The 18,334-nt window shown below is 37.7% G+C and carries 18 protein-coding genes and 1 pseudogene; 9 read left to right on the forward strand and 10 right to left on the reverse strand.

Annotated elements, in window-relative coordinates:
• Positions 1-7 precede the first annotated feature (7 nt).
• From trpC to blaADC, 4 genes are all read left to right on the forward strand, one after another.
• Positions 8-814, forward strand: a complete 807-nt coding sequence (gene trpC, locus ACH63V_RS06740; protein ID WP_199942815.1) for an indole-3-glycerol phosphate synthase TrpC — start codon at positions 8-10, stop codon at positions 812-814.
• Positions 815-823: 9 nt separating this feature from the next.
• Positions 824-1,513 carry a Smr/MutS family protein gene (locus ACH63V_RS06745; RefSeq protein ID WP_311069351.1) on the forward strand — a complete coding sequence of 230 codons (690 nt, stop codon included), beginning with the start codon at positions 824-826 and terminating at the stop codon, positions 1,511-1,513.
• Between the two features lie 89 nt (positions 1,514-1,602).
• Positions 1,603-2,151: a GTP cyclohydrolase I FolE gene (folE, locus tag ACH63V_RS06750; RefSeq protein WP_002118643.1), complete on the forward strand. Its 549-nt coding sequence runs from the start codon at positions 1,603-1,605 to the stop codon at positions 2,149-2,151.
• 159 nt (positions 2,152-2,310) lie between these two features.
• On the forward strand, positions 2,311-3,462 hold the full coding sequence (gene blaADC, locus ACH63V_RS06755; protein ID WP_396463055.1) for an ADC family extended-spectrum class C beta-lactamase: 1,152 nt from the start codon (positions 2,311-2,313) through the stop codon (positions 3,460-3,462).
• A 70-nt stretch (positions 3,463-3,532) separates the two neighbouring features.
• Here blaADC and ACH63V_RS06760 read toward each other — a convergent pair whose 3' ends face one another.
• The 4 genes from ACH63V_RS06760 to hemE all read right to left on the reverse strand — a co-directional run bounded on the left by ACH63V_RS06760 (position 3,533) and on the right by hemE (position 7,974).
• Positions 3,533-5,425, reverse strand: coding sequence for a DUF4105 domain-containing protein (locus ACH63V_RS06760; RefSeq protein ID WP_396463056.1), 1,893 nt, complete (start codon positions 5,423-5,425; stop codon positions 3,533-3,535).
• A 61-nt stretch (positions 5,426-5,486) separates the two neighbouring features.
• Positions 5,487-5,957, reverse strand: a complete 471-nt coding sequence (locus ACH63V_RS06765) for a DUF3015 family protein (RefSeq protein ID WP_000914197.1) — start codon at positions 5,955-5,957, stop codon at positions 5,487-5,489.
• Positions 5,958-6,099: 142 nt separating this feature from the next.
• Positions 6,100-6,894 (reverse strand): DUF817 family protein, encoded by a 795-nt coding sequence (locus tag ACH63V_RS06770; RefSeq protein ID WP_311069354.1) that lies wholly within the window; start codon positions 6,892-6,894, stop codon positions 6,100-6,102.
• Between the two features lie 6 nt (positions 6,895-6,900).
• Positions 6,901-7,974 (reverse strand): uroporphyrinogen decarboxylase, encoded by a 1,074-nt coding sequence (gene hemE, locus ACH63V_RS06775; protein WP_004700197.1) that lies wholly within the window; start codon positions 7,972-7,974, stop codon positions 6,901-6,903.
• Between the two features lie 305 nt (positions 7,975-8,279).
• On the opposite strand from hemE, the gene ACH63V_RS06780 reads away from it, so the two are divergent.
• On the forward strand, positions 8,280-9,524 hold the full coding sequence (locus ACH63V_RS06780) for a L,D-transpeptidase (protein WP_263614277.1): 1,245 nt from the start codon (positions 8,280-8,282) through the stop codon (positions 9,522-9,524).
• A 185-nt stretch (positions 9,525-9,709) separates the two neighbouring features.
• On the forward strand, positions 9,710-10,396 hold the full coding sequence (locus ACH63V_RS06785) for a pirin family protein (protein ID WP_019457751.1): 687 nt from the start codon (positions 9,710-9,712) through the stop codon (positions 10,394-10,396).
• Here the strand turns inward: ACH63V_RS06785 and ACH63V_RS06790 are convergent.
• Both ACH63V_RS06790 and ACH63V_RS06795 read right to left on the reverse strand, forming a co-directional pair.
• A complete protein-coding gene (locus ACH63V_RS06790; RefSeq protein WP_396463057.1) occupies positions 10,393-10,557 on the reverse strand; it encodes a hypothetical protein in 165 nt (54 codons plus the stop codon). The two genes, ACH63V_RS06785 and ACH63V_RS06790, sit on opposite strands and share 4 nt — an antisense overlap.
• Before the next feature lie 320 nt (positions 10,558-10,877).
• A complete protein-coding gene (locus tag ACH63V_RS06795; RefSeq protein WP_019457749.1) occupies positions 10,878-11,501 on the reverse strand; it encodes a transcriptional regulator in 624 nt (207 codons plus the stop codon).
• 255 nt (positions 11,502-11,756) lie between these two features.
• Between ACH63V_RS06795 and ACH63V_RS06800 the strand changes: the two are divergent.
• Together ACH63V_RS06800 and ACH63V_RS06805 are read left to right on the forward strand one after the other, a co-directional pair.
• Positions 11,757-12,727: pseudogene (locus tag ACH63V_RS06800) on the forward strand (threo-3-hydroxy-L-aspartate ammonia-lyase).
• Between the two features lie 113 nt (positions 12,728-12,840).
• Positions 12,841-13,752, forward strand: coding sequence for an ornithine cyclodeaminase family protein (locus ACH63V_RS06805; RefSeq protein ID WP_396463058.1), 912 nt, complete (start codon positions 12,841-12,843; stop codon positions 13,750-13,752).
• Positions 13,753-13,844: 92 nt separating this feature from the next.
• On the opposite strand, the gene ACH63V_RS06810 is transcribed toward ACH63V_RS06805, so the two are convergent.
• From ACH63V_RS06810 to ACH63V_RS06825, 4 genes are all read right to left on the reverse strand, one after another.
• Positions 13,845-14,465, reverse strand: a complete 621-nt coding sequence (locus tag ACH63V_RS06810) for a M17 family peptidase N-terminal domain-containing protein (RefSeq protein WP_396463059.1) — start codon at positions 14,463-14,465, stop codon at positions 13,845-13,847.
• Positions 14,466-14,483: 18 nt separating this feature from the next.
• On the reverse strand, positions 14,484-15,944 hold the full coding sequence (locus tag ACH63V_RS06815) for an alginate export family protein (RefSeq protein ID WP_396463060.1): 1,461 nt from the start codon (positions 15,942-15,944) through the stop codon (positions 14,484-14,486).
• Between the two features lie 111 nt (positions 15,945-16,055).
• A complete protein-coding gene (locus ACH63V_RS06820) occupies positions 16,056-16,970 on the reverse strand; it encodes a hypothetical protein (RefSeq protein WP_004700180.1) in 915 nt (304 codons plus the stop codon).
• A 32-nt stretch (positions 16,971-17,002) separates the two neighbouring features.
• Positions 17,003-17,434 (reverse strand): DoxX family protein, encoded by a 432-nt coding sequence (locus ACH63V_RS06825; RefSeq protein WP_343569197.1) that lies wholly within the window; start codon positions 17,432-17,434, stop codon positions 17,003-17,005.
• Positions 17,435-17,753: 319 nt separating this feature from the next.
• Between ACH63V_RS06825 and ACH63V_RS06830 the strand changes: the two genes are divergently transcribed.
• The coding region (locus ACH63V_RS06830; protein ID WP_396463061.1) for a LysR family transcriptional regulator at positions 17,754-18,334 on the forward strand (581 nt) is incomplete at its 3' end.

Raw genomic sequence — 18,334 nt, forward strand, 5'->3', positions numbered from 1 at the left:
AATTCTCATGATTAATATTCAAAATACCATTTTAGGTAAAATTGTTGACCGTAAACATGAGGAACTTGCTGCACGTTTAAAACAACGTAATTTGCAAGACGTTGAAGAATTAGCAAAAGCTGCGACTCCAGTGCGTGGCTTTGCCAATGCTTTAAAACATAAACGTCCAGGTGTGATTGCTGAAATTAAAAAAGCATCTCCATCAAAAGGGATTATTCGCGCGGACTTTAATCCTGCTGAAATTGCCCAGCAATATGAACAAGCTGGAGCAGCATGTTTATCGGTACTGACCGATGTTGATTTCTTTCAGGGTGCAGATGAAAATATTGCGATTGCTCGCAATCATTGTGCCCTACCAGCTTTACGTAAAGACTTTCTGATCGATCCATATAATGTAGTTGAAGCTCGTGCTTTACATGCTGACTGTATTTTATTAATTGTTGCTTGTTTGTCTGACCAGCAACTTGAAGAAATGTCTAAAACTGCGTTTGAACATCAACTTGATGTATTGGTTGAAGTTCATGACGAAGAAGAAATGGAACGTGCATTAAAGCTTTCTGAACAATGTTTATTAGGTGTGAATAACCGTAATTTAAAAACGTTTGATGTAGATTTAAATACATCTATCCGATTGAAAAAGTTACTTCCGGCCTCACGTTTATTAATTACTGAAAGCGGTATTGCGACACCAGATGATGTGCATATGATGCAAGAACATGATATTCACAGCTTCTTGGTTGGCGAGAGTTTTATGAAACAACCACGTCCAGATCAAGCTTTTACTGCTCTTTTTGGACAACCTCAAACGGTTTAATGAAGATATATGAGTAATAAAGATTCATCGCTTTCTAAAGAGCAACAAAAGTTATTGAAGCAATTTAAAAAGCAAATCTCCAATCCTCATTCAAGCAAAATCGCAAATCAGCCTGAGACTAAAAAATCCCAGGTTGAGACTGAAGAATTGGAAGATACACACCTGTTTCAACAGGCTGTTGCAGGTGTTAAACGCATCAACAATAGTAATGTGGCTGATGTAAAACCACCTCGGGCTAAAAAAGTCGATGCACAAACACTAGCAAAACGCGCAGCCGCTGAAGGTGGACGTGATACTGAACATGCCGAGTTATCAGATACTCAAGCAGCGTTAAATCCGGTCGCAAGCCAAGCCGCTTTAAGCTATCGCATAGCTACCCTTCAGCATAAAGTTTTTGAAGACTTAAAAGCTGGTAAAATGCGCTGGTTTGAAGCAGTGGATTTACACGGCTGTACCATTGAACAAGCACGTGAAGCCGTTTTACAAATCATCCAGATGGCAAAAGATGAAAATCAAAATGTCATTAAAATTGTGCATGGTAAAGGCCCTGAAGCTGTTTTAAAAACCTATGTAAACGGATGGCTACGCCAACATCGCGATGTTTTGGCATTTGTAAGTGCACCTGAAAATCAAGGTGGCACCGGCGCTGTTCTCGTTCTGCTTAAACGAGCAGAAAAAAATCCCAAGTACAAACAATAATCGGCTTTTTCTACAGAATTCAGTCTTTTGATAGTTTTCTGGTAGAATGCCGTTTTGTTCAACCAGTGTAAGTGAACATTCTTATGTCTATGCAGCAATCGTACGCAAATATTCTGACTGCCGTCGGTGAAGATCTTGATCGTCCCGGCCTTAAAGATACGCCTGTGCGTGCGGCTAAAGCTTTTTCATATTTAACTTCTGGCTATAGTAAAACTTTAGAAGAAGTCACCAATAATGCTGTTTTCCCATCAGATAACCATGAAATGGTATTGGTGAAGAATATTGAATTTTATTCGCTCTGCGAACATCATCTTCTCCCATTCTATGGCCGTGTTCATGTTGCCTATTTACCAGAAGGCAAAGTTCTTGGCTTATCTAAATTTGCACGTATTACCGAGATGTTTGCTCGTCGTTTGCAAATTCAAGAAAACCTAACTCAGCAAATCGCTGAAGCTGTCGCTGAAGTGACTGGCGCTCGTGGCGTTGCTGTAGTCATCGATTCAGCACATATGTGTATGATGATGCGTGGTGTAGGTAAACAGGAATCTACCACCCGTACAGTTTCATTTGTCGGAGATTTTAAAACCGATAAAGAAGCACGCCGTGAATTCTTAAGTGCTGTACCAGAAAGCTACTAATCTGGTTGTTAATGCACAAAAAAGCCCAACCATGTTGGGCTTTTTTTATAGGCTAGCTTTATAAAGTTCAACCCAACTCTATAAAACATAACAATTAAATTAGGTGATTTTTGTTATAAAAGTACGCATCTTTCTTTTTAAATAATTTATGAGTTAATCATGCGATTTAAAAAAATTTCTTGCTTACTTTTACCTTCTCTTTTTATTTTTAACACCTCAATTTATGCAGGCACCACCTCTAAAGATCAAGAAATTAAACAACTAGTAGATCAAAACTTTAAACCATTATTAGAAAAATATAATGTGCCCGGTATGGCAGTTGGTGTTATTCAAAATAATAAAAAGTATGAAATGTATTATGGCTTGCAATCAGTTCAAGATAAAAAAGTCGTAAACAGCAATACCATTTTTGAGCTAGGTTCTGTCAGTAAATTATTTACTGCAACAGCGGGTGCTTATGCCAAAAATAAAGGAAAAATCTCTTTTGAAGACACACCAAGTAAATACTGGAAAGAACTAAAAAATACGCCAATTGACCAAGTTAACCTACTTCAACTTGCCACCTATACCAGTGGTAATCTTGCCCTTCAATTTCCAGATGAAGTACAAACAGATCAACAAGTTTTAACTTTTTTCAAAGATTGGAAACCTAAAAATCCAATTGGTGAATATAGACAATATTCAAACCCAAGTATTGGCCTATTTGGAAAAATTGTAGGCCTATCGATGAATCAGCCTTTTAGTCAGGTCTTAGAAAAGACAATTTTTCCAGACCTTGGCTTAAAGCATAGCTATGTCAATGTGCCCAAAACTCAAATGCAAAACTATGCATTTGGCTACAACCCAGAAAATCAGCCGATTCGAGTTACCCCTGGCCCACTCGATGCTCCAGCATATGGGGTTAAATCGACGCTACCAGATATGCTGAGTTTCGTTAATGCCAATCTAAATCCACAAAAATATCCGGCAGATATTCAAAGCGCAATTAATGAAACTCACAAAGGTTTCTATCAAGTGGGCACCATGTATCAGGCACTTGGTTGGGAAGAGTTTTCTTACCCTGCAACCTTACAAACTTTATTAGACAGTAATTCAGAACAAATCGTGATGAAACCTAATAAAGTGACTGCTATTTCAAAAGAACCTTCAGTTAAGATGTACCATAAAACAGGTTCTACCAACGGTTTTGGAACGTATGTCGTATTTATTCCTAAAGAAAATATTGGCTTAGTCATGTTAACCAATAAACGTATTCCAAATGAAGAACGTATTAAGGCTGCTTATGCTGTTTTGAATGCGATAAAAAAATAATTGTCTTTTCCTAAAACAAAAAGAGAGAAATAGACTTCATCTACTTCTCTCTTTTTTATAGACATACTATTTAAAAGAACCAGACATATCCTAAACTGGATTTCATCCAGTCCAGATGATTTTGTTTTTCATAATCCCAATTAAGACGAATAGCATTGTTGCTATTAATGGCATATTGCCACTGTGTATTTAAGCGTAAGTTCCATTGGTTTTGGTCTTCCCAATATGGCAGCTCAACTTGTACCACTGAGTTAAACTTTTCAAACCATTGGTTCATACAGCCTAAAGTTGGGCCCATTCCCACACGCCAGCCTTTATCTAAATTTGAACCCGCTTGAACATAAGCTTGGACTTGTCCATAGCACACATGTTTACGGTCATAGTCTGCAACACTGTAGCCGACTTGGGTATTAAAACTTGCTACACCGTGCTGTTTTTCATCACTATAAACGCCTTCATGGACTGCTTCTTGACGCCAACCTAAGTTAAATCCCCAAGTGAGAGGTGTTTTAAAAGGTTGAATCGGGTTATAGGAGTTCACTTCTAACAGATCAAAATGCTCAAGTTTTAGATGATCGTTACGCCACTGCGCACTACCATTTAAAAAGAGCAATTGAGTACCAGCTCGATACCCTCCTTGAGGATCAATCAAGTCATGGTAAGCCTGTCTATGTCCAATCTCGATAAACTGATCACCCTGCACTTTGCCCAGTTTTAGCGAAACATTACGTGCATTATGGCCTTGTGTTGGCTCAGTCGATGGTCGTTTCGGTTCTTGACGCTGTTTATCTAAATCAATCTGACTTCTTAAAGCCAAAAGCTGGCGTAACTGTGGTTGAGCAACGTTTTCTTCAACTTTGCGACTAATAAATTGCAAATATAAATCATCGTAAGCCATCTCAAGAATTTTGGCCTGATCTGGCTGGCTATATGACTTAAGTATTTCAGAAGACTGCTTGGTTGGCATCATTGCTACTTTATGAGCAACTTTTGCTAAAGACGCACCATGCTGATGAGCTTGGGCCAATAATTGAGTTTCTAAAGCGGGTCGATACACAGGTGCTTTTGTTAGCCCTTGTTGATGCATCGCTTTAATGGTTTCCATTGGAATAGAAGCGTAATTAAACTTTTCTTGTAAGTTAGACTCAGGTTTAACTAAATCAACTAAGCCTAATAACCGATAAGCACAGTTGTCACTCACAAAGTAATAAGGGAAGCTTACGTGTTGCATTTCCCAAATGTGACTCACTAAAAAACGGGTTTCTTCAGGGGATAGTTTTAACTCATATTCCCATAAATCACGGCTTTCGAAATCACCATATTCTTTTACCTTACGGTAGTAAGGCATAAGTGAATATTCACCCGGATACTGCCCTGTTAAACCTTTCCATGCATATGACCAGTTGTCGTTACCTGCTACAGTTGCTGCGTAGTTTACGGCGTAAGAAACGAGGTTTAACTGCTGTTGATCTTTAGGGTCTAGGCGCAATAAGGTATGCCCGAACATCGAGCTTGGGTTCCCCATAAAATCTGTCGCGTAAATTAAGGTCGCTTTATAAGGCTTAATTTGGCCAATCCAGTTTTCAAACTCAGGACATTTTACTTGCGGCAATTCATTTTCTTGAATGCCTAATTGCTTTATAAGCCACTGACTACGTGCCGGAAATTTACAACGAATTGACTGATTATCTGGTGCAGGTGTAAACAATGCCGCAATATCGGCTTTTAACTCTTCTTTTAAATTATTTTTTCCATTTGCTGCAATAAAATAACCAGAATAACTCACTTCACTGTTATGGTTTTTATTGGCATACATGAGCCGTTGCCATGTAATGTCTTGGTCTAATTTTTTTTGTTCTGCAACTGACCAATAGTTTTGAATAGATGGATTTATTTCTGCTGAATACGCAATATTAACTGCCAATGAGGCAAAAATTAAAACAACTGATTTCATTAAGCTCATCAATTTTTATCATTAAATATAAGAAAAACCCTGCCAAATGACAGGGTTTTCAATTTCAAACTTATACGTAAGCTTTTAAAACTTCGTCTTTAGCCATTACGTTTTGTAATGATGCCAATACTTGAAGTGTGTTTTGGTTGTTTGTTGAATAGATTTCACCAAAGTTTGCTTTTGAAACTTTGAAGAAACGGTCTTTGTCTTGTGGTTTGATTTGCATTAACTCAGCAAGAACGTTCAGGCTTTCACCTTGGCCTACAGCCATATCACGCGCTAAAGCTTCTGCATTTTCATTTGTGAATGTAACAACTTGAGCTGTTACTGTTCCGCCTTGACGGCAACCTAAAGTACCAAAAGTAATACCTAATAATTGGTTAGTAAAAATACCGTTTGTTGTTGCAGCAAGAATTTTAGGCGCTACTCCTTTTTTGCCTGCCCATACTTGCGTACCCACACCACAACCTACATCGTTATCAGCCATAGCAACACTTGAACCAGCTGCTAACAAAGCAGCTAAAGCTAATTTTTTTAACATGATGTATATCTCCAAAATCATTATTGATTGTTTCTTATGTATTGTTATGTGTAATTATTATTACACCCTTCAAAGATAACGATAAGCTTGTCTTTTAGCAATTAAAAATTAAACAATATGATAAAAAGAGAAAAGGAAATTTTTATCTTAAATTCCAATTACCTTGATTATCTCGATGACCTAATATTTTAAGTACTAATACTAAACTTAGTAGTAATAATAAATACCATGAACCGAGTTTTCCCCACCCCACCATATGCCAAGCATTAATCTGACTTGGATAAACCCAGATTTTATAAAAGGTACTAATATTTTCAGCAACCCAGATAACAAATGCGAGTGTCAACAACACTGGGAGCATCGGGGTTTTAAATTTACGTTCATTTATTTGAAAATAAAGTGTAGTTTTCCAGAAAATATAAACACTAAAGGCAAATAAAATATAGCGAATATCAGGAATAAAGAATTTACTCATGAAATTAATATATGAGAAAAATGCGAGAAAAAGCATGCTTCCAAAACTTGGAAGTTTCTCAAACGAAACCTGAAATAAACGGATTGAGCGAGCAAAAAAACTGCCTACAGCCGAGTACATAAAGCCTGCAAATAAAGGCACAGTAATAATTTTAAACACAGCCGGCTGCGGATATTGCCATGAAGCAATGCCAGGATGTGTTAAAAAGATTTCCATGACCATTGCCATGATATGAAATAAAGCAATCACCTTGGCTTCTTGCCATGACTCAAGCTTTAAATACAACAAGCAAATTTGAATAATGAGCGCATAGATGAGTAAATAATCATAACGATAAAAACCCATATATTCATGGCTTCCCATCGGAGCTGTCAGAGCAAAAGCAATTAATAGCAAAATACCAAACAAGGCTGCCGAAACAGCCTTGCCAATAAATTGAAGGGGTAAAAACAGATATTGCACAAAAAACTATCCTAGATATTTAGCACTATACTCATGTACTGTATCTACAAAGATTTTTGGCTGCGCTGGATCTACCCACTGGGTAATACCATGACCCAAGTTTGCAACATAGCCAGTCTTTTCACCATTTGCGTAAGCATCATCCAGCATTGCTTTCACTGCTTTTTCAATCGTAGCTGCTGAACCATATAAAACCGCTGGATCAAGGTTCCCTTGTAGGGCAACACGGCCTGCTACAGTTGTACGCGCTGTATTTAATGGTGTCGTCCAGTCTAAACCTAATGCATCTGCACCTGTTGTGATCATTGGCTCTAGCCACTGACCACCACCTTTAGTGAATACAATCACTGGAATACGGCGCCCATCTTTTTCACGTTGCAGACCCGCAATAATCTTTTTCATATAGTTCAGCGAGAACTCTACATATTCACGGTGTGCTAAAGCCCCACCCCAACTGTCAAAGATTTGAATGGCTTGAGCACCTGCATCAATTTGAGCATTTAGATAGTCAATCACTGAATCTGCTAAATGGTCGAGCAACGCATGTAAAACTTCCGGCTGCGCATACATCATTTGCTTGGTAAAACGGAACTCTTTGCTTGAACCACCTTCAACCATATAAGTCGCCAGTGTCCAAGGACTACCCGAAAAACCAATCAGTGGAACCTGACCGCCTAAAGCAGAGCGAATTGTGCTTACTGCATTCATGACATAATCAAGATCAGATTTAGCATTTAACTTCGGTAAGTTTGCTACGTCTTGTTCAGTACGAACCGTTTTATGAAACTTAGGGCCTTCGCCTGTTTCAAAATAAAGACCTAGTCCTAAAGCGTCTGGAATCGTTAAAATATCTGAAAATAAAATTGCTGCATCTAAATCGTAACGACGCAAAGGTTGTAAAGTTACTTCACAAGCAAATTCTGTATTTTTGCATAAAGATAGAAAATCACCTGCTTTTGAGCGTGTTTCCCGATATTCAGGCAAATAACGTCCTGCTTGGCGCATCATCCATATTGGAGTGGTATCTACAGGCTCACGTAATAAAGCACGTAAGAAACGATCATTTTTAAGTGTCGTCATTGCCGATCTCTATCTTTTTCATGTGGCAGCATCATATCAAAAAGGTGAATGTTTTTATAATTTCAATTTCATACAAAAAACTTGTCAATCTACTAAAAAATGCATATTTACACAAAAGTCTACTGCAAGTAGCTCGGTTTTCTGCAATACTTGCAACATGTTACATCGGGTTTATTGATATTCCTTTAATGCTTAAATTCACCAATACTTAAATACGCACACATTGCGTTTTTGGTGATTTTATAAACATTAGGATCAGTCTTCTTACCCTATTGCTTATATGAAAATTCTTAAGGTTGAATTACATGTTTGTTCGCTCATTACTCGCTATGAGTTTAAGTTGTATTATTGCTAATGTTGCTTTGGCTGCGTCAACAACTGAGCAACCAGTCACTCCTAAAAAAGTATCTGCTCCTGTAGAAGATCCGATTGATCCGCTTGCTGTAGATGCTGCTTCAACTGTTAAAGCTCAAGCCCAGACACAGATTACTGCTCAAGAACAAAATGACTTAAATCGAGCGTCTACAACATTACAAAATCTGCAAAAAGCTGAAGACCCAAATGCTGACTCAGGCATTGCTGCTTCAGAACCAACAGCACCAGCTAAAACAACAACAGCATCTAAGTCTACTACTTCTGCTCCAGCTGTTTCATGGACATTAGATGGCTTAAATAATGCTGAGTGGTATGAAAATATTGGTAAAGGTCAATTACCAGTTTATGCACGTGCCCACGTCATGCTCAATAACGCGCATGCTTCACCGGGTGCGATTGATGGCATGAGCGGTAAAAACACCCTAAAAGCAATTGCATCTTTCCAGCAAATGAATGGTTTATCTCCTACTGGCGAGTTAACTAAAGAAACTTGGGATGCGCTTGTTGCAAAACAAACAAAACCAGCATTTATTGAATACACGATTACTGATGCAGACCTAAAAGGTCCATATGCCGAGTCAATTCCTTCTGACTACGCATTACAAGCCAAAATGAAAGGTTTGTACTACACGCGTGTGACTGAAATGTTGGGCGAAAAGTTCCATATTGATGAAGGGTTCTTAAAGAAATTAAACCCGAAAGCAACCTTCAAAAAAGTTGGTGAGAAAGTTATCGTTCCAAACGTACGCAATGACTTACCAGAAGACATTCATTTAATTATTGCGCATAAAGGTGCTAAACAGTTGTATCTGTTTAATAGCCGCAATCAAATGATTGCCTCATTTCCTGCAACAATTGGCAGTACTGATACGCCATCTCCGACCGGTACTTATAAGGTAGTTGGTGTTGCGCGTAACCCTTGGTATAGCTACTCACCTTCGAACTTCGTACAAGGTAAAAACTTAAAACCACTTTCTTTACCACCAGGTCCTAACGCTCCTGTAGGTAATATCTGGATTGGTTTAAGTAAAAAATCATTCGGTATTCACGGTACGCCAAACCCGTCTTTAATTTCTAAAACTGCATCACACGGTTGTATCCGTTTAACCAACTGGGATGCTAACGATTTAGGTAATAAAGTACGTTCTGGTGTTACTGTTAAATTCTTAGAATAATCTTTAAAAAAAGAAAGCCTGCTTTATGCAGGCTTTTTTTATATCTAAAATTCAAAACGAATATTTATAGACATTTCATCATATTAAAAACGCAACAATATGTTGCATCTACTCTATTTTTAGCTTGATTCGACAGGTTTAACATAGTCCTCAAGAGATCGATAATAATTTGAGGAGATCAAATCATGAATGCTTTTTTGCATCGTAGTGAAGATCGTGGTCATGTTAAAGCGGGTTGGTTAGAGTCTTACCATAGCTTTTCATTTGGTAACTGGTATAACCCGAAATATATGGGTGTCAGTGCATTACGCGTTATTAATGATGACCGAATTGATGCCCATAACGGTTTCGGCACGCACTCTCATGACAACATGGAAATTTTAACCTGTGTGCTCGATGGTGCAATTTCACACCGTGATACGATGGGAAATGAAGGCCAAATTAAGGCTGGTGAATGGCAACTCATGAGCGCTGGTACAGGCGTGGCGCATAGTGAAATCAATAACACTGATACACCTGTCCATCTATTACAAATCTGGATTATTCCAGACGTAAAAGAAGCCGAGCCAAATTACCAACAAATTAATTTGGACCCACGTAAAGATCCAAATAAATGGCATTTAATTGCAGGGCCTGATGCAAATGCACCGATGCACATTCGCCAAAATGCAGAAGTAAAATCTGCTGTATTGGAAAAAGGTAATGAACTTCCTGTTGAAACATCAAAACGGGTAAATTACGTTCATGTAATTTCAGGTGTAATTCGTATTGGTGATCAAGAAGTTAAAGCTGGTGATGCTTTAGTGTTTGAAGATAATGCCGTGATTCATGCACTTGAAGACAGTCAATTTATTTGGTTTGATTTACCTTAAACAGCTAAAAGCCCTTTTATATGAAAGGGCTTTTTAGTCACTGCTACCGCTACTATCGCAGCTGCCTGAGTCCGAATATGATGAACAATCATTTGAATGGCTTGAGCTATGATGATGGCTATTGTCATAAACATGAGGGTTTGCTGACGATGAATAATCATGCTCACTCAATGATAAATAATTCTTTCGATAGCGAAGAGCTGCAATTAACAGAAATAATCCCACACTGGAAAAAATGGTAATAAATACAATAATAAATACCTTCAAATAACCACCTCCTTAGTACAGCTATAACAAACCTAATTTATGTCTATTCAATTATTTAAATGAGGCTTGCCGATTAAACAAGTTATTTTTTGATAAATACCATAAAACCTTTAAAGCAAAAAACTGGATGGGTAACCTTTCAAAAAGCACAAAGGTTATGCAACACCAAGTACAACACACACTATGTCTAATTTTATAAATGATGAAAAAGCTTTTAAGTTTCCTTCACATATAAATAGGCACTTGCTCTAGATATACCTAAATGCTGAGCAACCGTCTCGACAGCCTTTTTAATGTCTAATAAGCCATTATTCTTGAGTTCATGTATTAATTGTTTTCGCTCATTGAGTTTTAACATACGCGGTGTCGTAGCATGTTTTGAGGCAAATTGATCGATATATCTTCGAATTGCTTCTGTACCATTCGGCTCAAGATTTTCAATAATGTTGTCAGTTTCAATTTTAGTGAACTGGTCTAGAGCGCTTTGCATTCCCCTAAATAGGGTTAAATCTATATTCATACATAAAGCGGCCACATATTGCCCTTCTTCATCTTTAATCCCTATAGATGTACTTTTGGCAGGACGACCATCTGCAAACTGGTTTGCATAGTTTGAAATGAGGTTTGGAAACTCTGGAGACATGATTCTAGCCAAGCCCAGCTCAGTTGCTGGATCTCCAATTTTTCGACCAGATAAATTGTTATGTATAGAGAGTATGGCATGCTCAGGATTTGTTAAGTCATGGACAACAACTTCGCAAAAAGGAAATAACGTTTCACTTAACCCCTTCGCGATAGTATCTAGTTGAGTGAGTAAATGTTTATCACGATTGCCCAAGGTATTTCCTCCAAATGACTTATTTACTATTTCAAGCCCTAGCGTAAAGCACACAATAGTAATTTAGACTTTTTATCTAATTTTAAACTTAATGTAAATCAAAATCTTATATCTCATTGTTATCAAATTAGAAAATAAAATTAGACATTTTATCTAAATCTATATATTTTATCTAAACAAGGTCAGTATATTGTGCGTTGCTTGAGCAATAGTAAATCTTGCATCCGAAAACATTGAATAGCATTAGGTTTAATTATGAAAAATTTAACCCTTCCCACTTATGAAGATGTCGCAGCCGCTGCTGAACGTATAAAAGGTTTTGCAAATAAGACTCCTGTTTTAACTTCACGTACTGTGAACAATGAGTTTGAAGCAGAAGTATTTTTTAAATGTGAGAACTTTCAGCGTGTTGGCGCCTTCAAATTTCGTGGTGCAATGAATGCGCTTTTGCAATTTAGTGAAGCTCAAAAAAAAGCGGGTGTAGTTGCTTTCTCTTCGGGAAATCACGCACAAGCGATTGCACTTTCAGCAAAAACTCTGGGTATTCCAGCCATAATCGTTATGCCACAAGATGCTCCTGCGGCAAAAATGGCAGCAACGCGAGAATACGGCGCCGATATTGTTGAATTTGATCGCTATACAGAAGATCGGGAAAAAATTGGAAAAGAGATCGCCGAAAAAAATGGCCTGACACTCATTCCATCTTATGACCATCCTCATGTAATTGCGGGTCAAGGAACGGCTGCTAAAGAGTTATTTGAAGAAGTGGGTAACCTAGATTATCTGTTTGTATGTTTAGGTGGTGGTGGTTTATTGGCAGGTTCTGCCCTGTCTGCTCGCCAGCTCTCGCCTAACTGTAAAATATATGGTGTTGAACCTGCTCTAGGAAATGATGGACAAATGTCTTTTAGAAAAGGAAAAATTGTTCATATTGATACGCCAAAAACCATTGCCGATGGTGCTCAAACTCAATATCTAGGCAAACTAACATTCCCTATTATTCAAAAGAATGTAGATGATATTTTGACAGTAGAAGATGAAGACCTCATTAGCTGTATGAAGTTCTTTGCTGAAAGAATGAAGATGGTGGTTGAACACCGACAGGATGTCTCGGATTTGCTGCTGCACGTAATTTAAAGCATGAGTTAAAAGGTAAACGAATAGGCATCATCATTAGTGGTGGAAACGTTGATATTTCTAAATATGTAGAGTTTTTATCTGCTTAATACAAAGTCAGTGTCTATCTATGATGTCATTTAAAGCGTCATAGATAGGCATTACATGCTATTCGTCTCTCGACTTGCTCGTGCCTTAATTTAAATAAACTTTTGGAGATATGATGAGATTTATTTCTGAGTCTGAATCTTCTGCTCTCATCAATCATGAATTGGCTTATGATGCCATTTACCAAGCTTTAATTGCTGCAACTCAACCCGACACTAAAAGTTTTCCTGTGGTTCACGGTCAAGGTTCCGATAGTAAAAATACCTTTAGCGTTAAGTCATCGGCGACCGAGCATTTGGCTGGCCTTAAAGTTGGTTCTTTTTGGGAAGACAACCCTAAACATGGTCTGCCTCGCCATAACGCGCTCATTTTATTATTTAATCAAGCCAATGGAAAAATGGCAGCAGCCATCGAAGCAGGCAAAGTTAATGTGTTTCGAACAGCTGCATCTAATGCTGTTGCAACCCATGCACTGGCAAGAAAAGATTCAAAAGTATTAGCCATATTTGGTACAGGAAATCAGGCCAAATATGAATGTGAGGCTTTAGCGAGAATTAGAAATTTCGAACAGATTTTGATAGTAGGACGCGACCAAAGTAAGGCTGAAAAAATGGCAGAAAGCCTTACACCATTAGGTATTCAGCTTCACATTACGGGTGCAAAAGAAGCTTGTGAACAGGCTGATATTATTGTGACTGCAACCTCTTCTCAAGCTCCCCTTTTTAAAGCGGAATGGGTCAAAGCTGGCACTCATATTTCATCTATGGGTTCAGATAAACAAGGCAAACAAGAGCTTCCGCCAGAGCTATTTTCACATAGTGGTTTATTTTGCGACCTTAATGTTCAGTCTAAACTCATTGGTGAATTTCAACATGCGCATGAGTCTGCAACCTTAATCAATATAGGTGATGTGCTTTTAGCAAATGCTCAAGGACGCCAGTCACCAGAACAAATCACAATTTATGACAGTTCAGGTTTATCGATCCAAGATTTATATATCGCTCAGAAAATTTTAGAAATTTCTTAATATTTATCATTTAACTGCATCGTTTAGGCTAATGCAGTTAAATGTAAAGTATGTTCCTTTTCATAATGCTTTACTGAATTTGGTTTTTAAAATCAGAATTCATCTTGAGTAAAAACTTTAGCAAAAGACGCGATATATTGCTCAGCCTTAGCATCATAATTTTGAAAACCCGCATCAAATACCCATTTTTCAATTTCAGATTTTTTGACTAAATTTTGCAAATAAAGCTGATGATGTCGGTCTAATTCTTCTTTTAAACTTCTTAGCATCAGTTCATTTAAACCAGTAGGAGGATTCAGACCTGTATCTAAAAGACTCGGCGCAAATGCCACACTTTTGAATTCCAATTGATGCGCTGTTCTTACAGCACTTTTTATCGCAGTCTCGATTCGCTCTATCGTGAAATCTTCTGGTGCCCCCATGCCTATAAGCAAAACTTTAGGCGCCTGTATGGTTGAAGGCGTTTGATTTATTAAAAGAGAGTCATTGAGTTTCGCACTAAACCAGTTATTTTTCCGTATTTCATATAGTCTTCCGTTTAAAGCTTCATCTAAATGTGCCAAACCACCAGAAAAAGAACGGTTATCCATTTCATGTTCAAAAATACAAGCACAGGAAAGTTCAACCTCAGCCGAGGTGCAGTCCCAAGTCACAAGTTCAATGTTTAAATTTTGGTAACGCCCAATTTTAGTTTGCTTTAATTCTGTGCTCATATTTTTACTCTTCTCGTTTTACCAGCCATATTTAAGCTCAAGACCTAAATAGTTTGCGTCTTTACCACCCGCTTTCTTAATGGTATTTCCAACCTCAAAGTGAACACCTTCGGCCGCCACAGACAGATTGGAATTAATTTTTCGATCTGCTCTCAGTTGAAGATATGCCCCAGTCCAGCTCGAACCTTGCCCCGCGGTATTTGCAATGCTGTTATTGCCTTGGAAATAAATCGCATCTTGGGTAGTTTCACGCCACTGGAAACCTAAGGCACTTAACAAGGTGAGCTTGTCTGAAGGCTTAAGCGTCAGAGACGGTTTTATGTGAATAATATTGCTATAACCACTATAACCCGCCAAAGTAAAATATGAGCCATTTGCAAAAAGCTGGTTAAAGGTATTGAGCTCATTATCATTGGTACTTTTGTCGCCTGTGGCAATATCAAACTGCACCCCTAAACGAGGTGACCACGCTTGGTCAGCAAAAGTGTATCCCGTAATACTACTGACCGCCCAAGCTTGAATTGTTTGCTCCCCGATTTTTCCATGCTGAAGCATGCCTTCAACATCCCAATCTATATTATTCTTTTTACCCATGTGACGAAGGTCATATAAGTCTCGAACCTCATTGCCCTTAATACTTGGAAAGGATGCATTATCTCGTTCATAACGCGAGTAATAACCCGATAACTCGCCATCCCATACATTTTGTTTATCTACGCGAAAACCACTAAAGCTTAAATTGCTTTTTGAGTGGTCATTAAACGTTGAATCTTTTTCAATCTGAACAGGTCTGGTGAGATAACCTAAAATTCTCCAGTCGCCATATTCATACCCCGACCATACGCCATCAAAGGCTTGCCGAACGTTTGGGCCTTCTCTATTTGAAATAAAGCGCTGTAAGTCAAAAGCCATTTCTTGACGGCCTACTCTAAATTTAAAAGTTCCATTATTTAAAGGACTCACCCATGCAATAAAGGCTTGCTCTATATCGAGTCTATTTTGATCGGTACTGGTAATATTCTTTTTATCAAACGCACGGGCATCACTGAGTTGAGTAAATAATTGTAAATGATCACCTATTCGTACATCTGCATGCGCTTGTAATCTTTGAATTAAATAGCTATCGGCCTGATTATTTCCAGTACCAAACTTGGCATTATTATTGACTTCAAAACGTTCACGAATATTTGCCCCCAGTGATAAATAATTATTATCGCCAAAAGGTATATATTTGAAGTCGTCTCCTATTTTCTTTGGCACACACGGATTTTTTAAAACATCCCAATTTTCTTGCCAACGATTCGTTGAGATTTTTGGACGAGTTGGACATGCATTTTTATTTGAGACTTCATTTTCTGCATAAGCAGATTCGTAGAAAAATAAACTGCTGGTTAATAACAGACTCATTTTTATTATTTTAAGGTAAATCTTTGAGTGCTTAATTCGATATGTTCTATCTTTAAAAACATGCGAGGCCATCAAGTGTTGTCCATAGTAATAAATAGGTCGTTGCAGAGACTTGGGGTTTTGCACTCATACTGCTCTTAGGCAACATAAGTGCAAATTTCAATCCATCATTTAGGCTATAAATTATTTGATAGACGCATGAATTTCAGCGATATAACCGCCCGGGAACTGCACCATTGCTGACTCACGACCATCCGACTTATAAGCATTAACCAAAACAGATGCACCTGCTTTTGTGGCTTTATCTAAAGTTTCAGATAAGTTTTTAACTTCATAACCCGTCATATCACGCCCATACGGATAAGGAAGATGACCATTGGTCACGAACACTGTCATTTTGCCGAAGTCAGACTCAACGCGAATACGTCTATACGTTTCATTTGGGCGACCAATTTCTATACCTGCGGCTTTAGGGTTATCGGAAACGACTTTACCGTGCGAGAAACTCACGAACTTCTTAACAAACGAGTCGGCACTTTGTTTTGAAACATAAATACGATTTTCTGGAACAGTCTCTAACTGGTTATAGTTAGGCTTAGTCGTGTGCCAATAGAGCTGCATATTTACACCACCCGGCCATTGGACAATCGCATCACGTCCAATTGGGTCTGGGAAAGCATCTACAATGACATCCGCCCCATTTGCCTTAGCAGCCTGTACTGCCGCATCCATATCTTTGACTAAATAGCCTGTTCTTTCCAAACCAAACGGATATGGAATTGGGGTTTTAAAACCAAATACAGACAATGTACCTACTGGGGTCAATACAAGCTGAGACATCGTCTGGCTCGGTGTTGGTGTGACTTGGAAAACACCTTGTTTCGATTTGGTGCCACCGAATGTTGCGACCAAACTATCGGTAAATTTGTCAAAGTCTTCAGGGTTTACATAAACATGCGTTGTATCGTATTGGGGGGCTACACCGGGCGCCTCACTTTTTATACTTGTTGTTGTTTTGGCAAAAACTTGAGGAACTAGGGCAACATTTGTGCCCACTAGCATGGTGCTTAAAAGCAATGCTGATAATGATTTACGCATAAAATGCTCCTGTTTAAATGAGATGCTTAAACTTATTGTGATTTTGAAGATTGATTAGAAAGAATGGTGACCATCACCAACGCAGCGATGAGCCCAAGATGTTCGAAGAAACTATTAAACGTACTAAAAAATGCTGGGCCTGTATGATTCCAAAAGTCGTTTGCAACGAGCATCGCGACTGCGGTTAGACAGCCTAAAGCCCCTGCTCCTAACCAGACAAAACGATTAAAAATAACCAGCAGTGAACCAACAATTTCAATAAAAATCGCTGTAGCTGCCCAGAGCCAAGCAGGCTGTAAACCAAAACTCGCCTGCTCTTCAATAGCCGCATGAAATCCGATGAATTTATTAATTCCCCCGACTAAATAGGCTGAAACAAGTGCAACTCGAAGTAGCGGAAGCAATCCATGAATTGATAAGATTTTTTTTACCCATACTGGGTTATTATTAATCAAGTCATTCATCTATTTACCTTTTTGAAATCTCATAGTTTTAATATTTAAAAAATATAAGTTTCATGTATTAATAAAAGTTTATAAAATATGCAATATTCATGATCTAATTTATAAAATTATCTTTATATAAATAAGACAATTTAAATAGTTTTAAATATTTTATTAACCTTTAAAAACCCAAATAACTCACGGTATATAAAATCAAAAATCCGTGTAAACTACTAGATATTTATTTAAATACAAACTGTATTCTAAAAAGATACAATGATTGATATACAGATATTCCTCATATAATTTAGCGGCAAGATCATTTAGCCTTTAAAATTTGATGGATAAAATAGACTGTATTAATACTTTTATAAGTGTGGTTGAGAATGGAAATTTTAGTCATGCTTCTAGAAATCTAGGCATTACGAGAGATCAAGTTTCAAAAAGAATTTTTTATTTAGAAAGTCTATTTAATACATCATTATTTATACGCAACACCCGAAAGATGGACTTAACTCGCTCTGGAGAAAAGTTCTATGAGCGATGCAAAGTGATTGTGAAAGAGTTAGATTTAGCCGCTCATGACTTTGTATACGACCAGAAGTACCCTGAAGGTTTACTCAAAATTAGTGCTCCACATGCCTTTATCCAAACGTGCTTTTCAGATGTCATTTCTAATTTTCTAATCAAATATCCTCATATTGAAATTGATCTTATGTTTTCAGACCACTCAACTCATATCAATCCCCATAAATTTGATGTGATTTTAAAAGTTGATGAAAATATTGAAGAGCAAAATACTTTCATTTTAAACACGTATAAAAGAAGCTTTTATGCAACAGAGACATATTTAAATAAATATGGAAAACCAAAAAAAATAGAGGAGCTTAGAGAGCATAGCATTTTACTATATTCTAAAGA

The organism is Acinetobacter sp. ABJ-A23_2, assembly GCF_044538765.1.
In the GTDB taxonomy this organism is placed as follows: domain Bacteria; phylum Pseudomonadota; class Gammaproteobacteria; order Pseudomonadales; family Moraxellaceae; genus Acinetobacter; species Acinetobacter nosocomialis_A.

Excerpts from the sequence above, each read along its gene's own strand:
- folE (WP_002118643.1), top strand. The coding sequence starts at position 1,603 with ATGCAGCAATCGTACGCAAATATTCTGACTGCCGTCGGTGAAGATCTT.
- ACH63V_RS06820 (WP_004700180.1), bottom strand. The coding sequence starts at position 16,970 with ATGCGTAAATCATTATCAGCATTGCTTTTAAGCACCATGCTAGTGGGC.
- hemE (WP_004700197.1), bottom strand. The coding sequence starts at position 7,974 with ATGACGACACTTAAAAATGATCGTTTCTTACGTGCTTTATTACGTGAG.
- ACH63V_RS06815 (WP_396463060.1), bottom strand. The coding sequence starts at position 15,944 with ATGGCCTCGCATGTTTTTAAAGATAGAACATATCGAATTAAGCACTCA.
- blaADC (WP_396463055.1), top strand. The coding sequence starts at position 2,311 with ATGCGATTTAAAAAAATTTCTTGCTTACTTTTACCTTCTCTTTTTATT.
- ACH63V_RS06825 (WP_343569197.1), bottom strand. The coding sequence starts at position 17,434 with ATGAATGACTTGATTAATAATAACCCAGTATGGGTAAAAAAAATCTTA.
- ACH63V_RS06765 (WP_000914197.1), bottom strand. The coding sequence starts at position 5,957 with ATGTTAAAAAAATTAGCTTTAGCTGCTTTGTTAGCAGCTGGTTCAAGT.
- ACH63V_RS06745 (WP_311069351.1), top strand. The coding sequence starts at position 824 with ATGAGTAATAAAGATTCATCGCTTTCTAAAGAGCAACAAAAGTTATTG.
- ACH63V_RS06810 (WP_396463059.1), bottom strand. The coding sequence starts at position 14,465 with ATGAGCACAGAATTAAAGCAAACTAAAATTGGGCGTTACCAAAATTTA.
- ACH63V_RS06780 (WP_263614277.1), top strand. The coding sequence starts at position 8,280 with ATGTTTGTTCGCTCATTACTCGCTATGAGTTTAAGTTGTATTATTGCT.
- trpC (WP_199942815.1), top strand. The coding sequence starts at position 8 with ATGATTAATATTCAAAATACCATTTTAGGTAAAATTGTTGACCGTAAA.
- ACH63V_RS06805 (WP_396463058.1), top strand. The coding sequence starts at position 12,841 with ATGAGATTTATTTCTGAGTCTGAATCTTCTGCTCTCATCAATCATGAA.
- ACH63V_RS06760 (WP_396463056.1), bottom strand. The coding sequence starts at position 5,425 with ATGAGCTTAATGAAATCAGTTGTTTTAATTTTTGCCTCATTGGCAGTT.
- ACH63V_RS06785 (WP_019457751.1), top strand. The coding sequence starts at position 9,710 with ATGAATGCTTTTTTGCATCGTAGTGAAGATCGTGGTCATGTTAAAGCG.
- ACH63V_RS06790 (WP_396463057.1), bottom strand. The coding sequence starts at position 10,557 with ATGATTATTCATCGTCAGCAAACCCTCATGTTTATGACAATAGCCATC.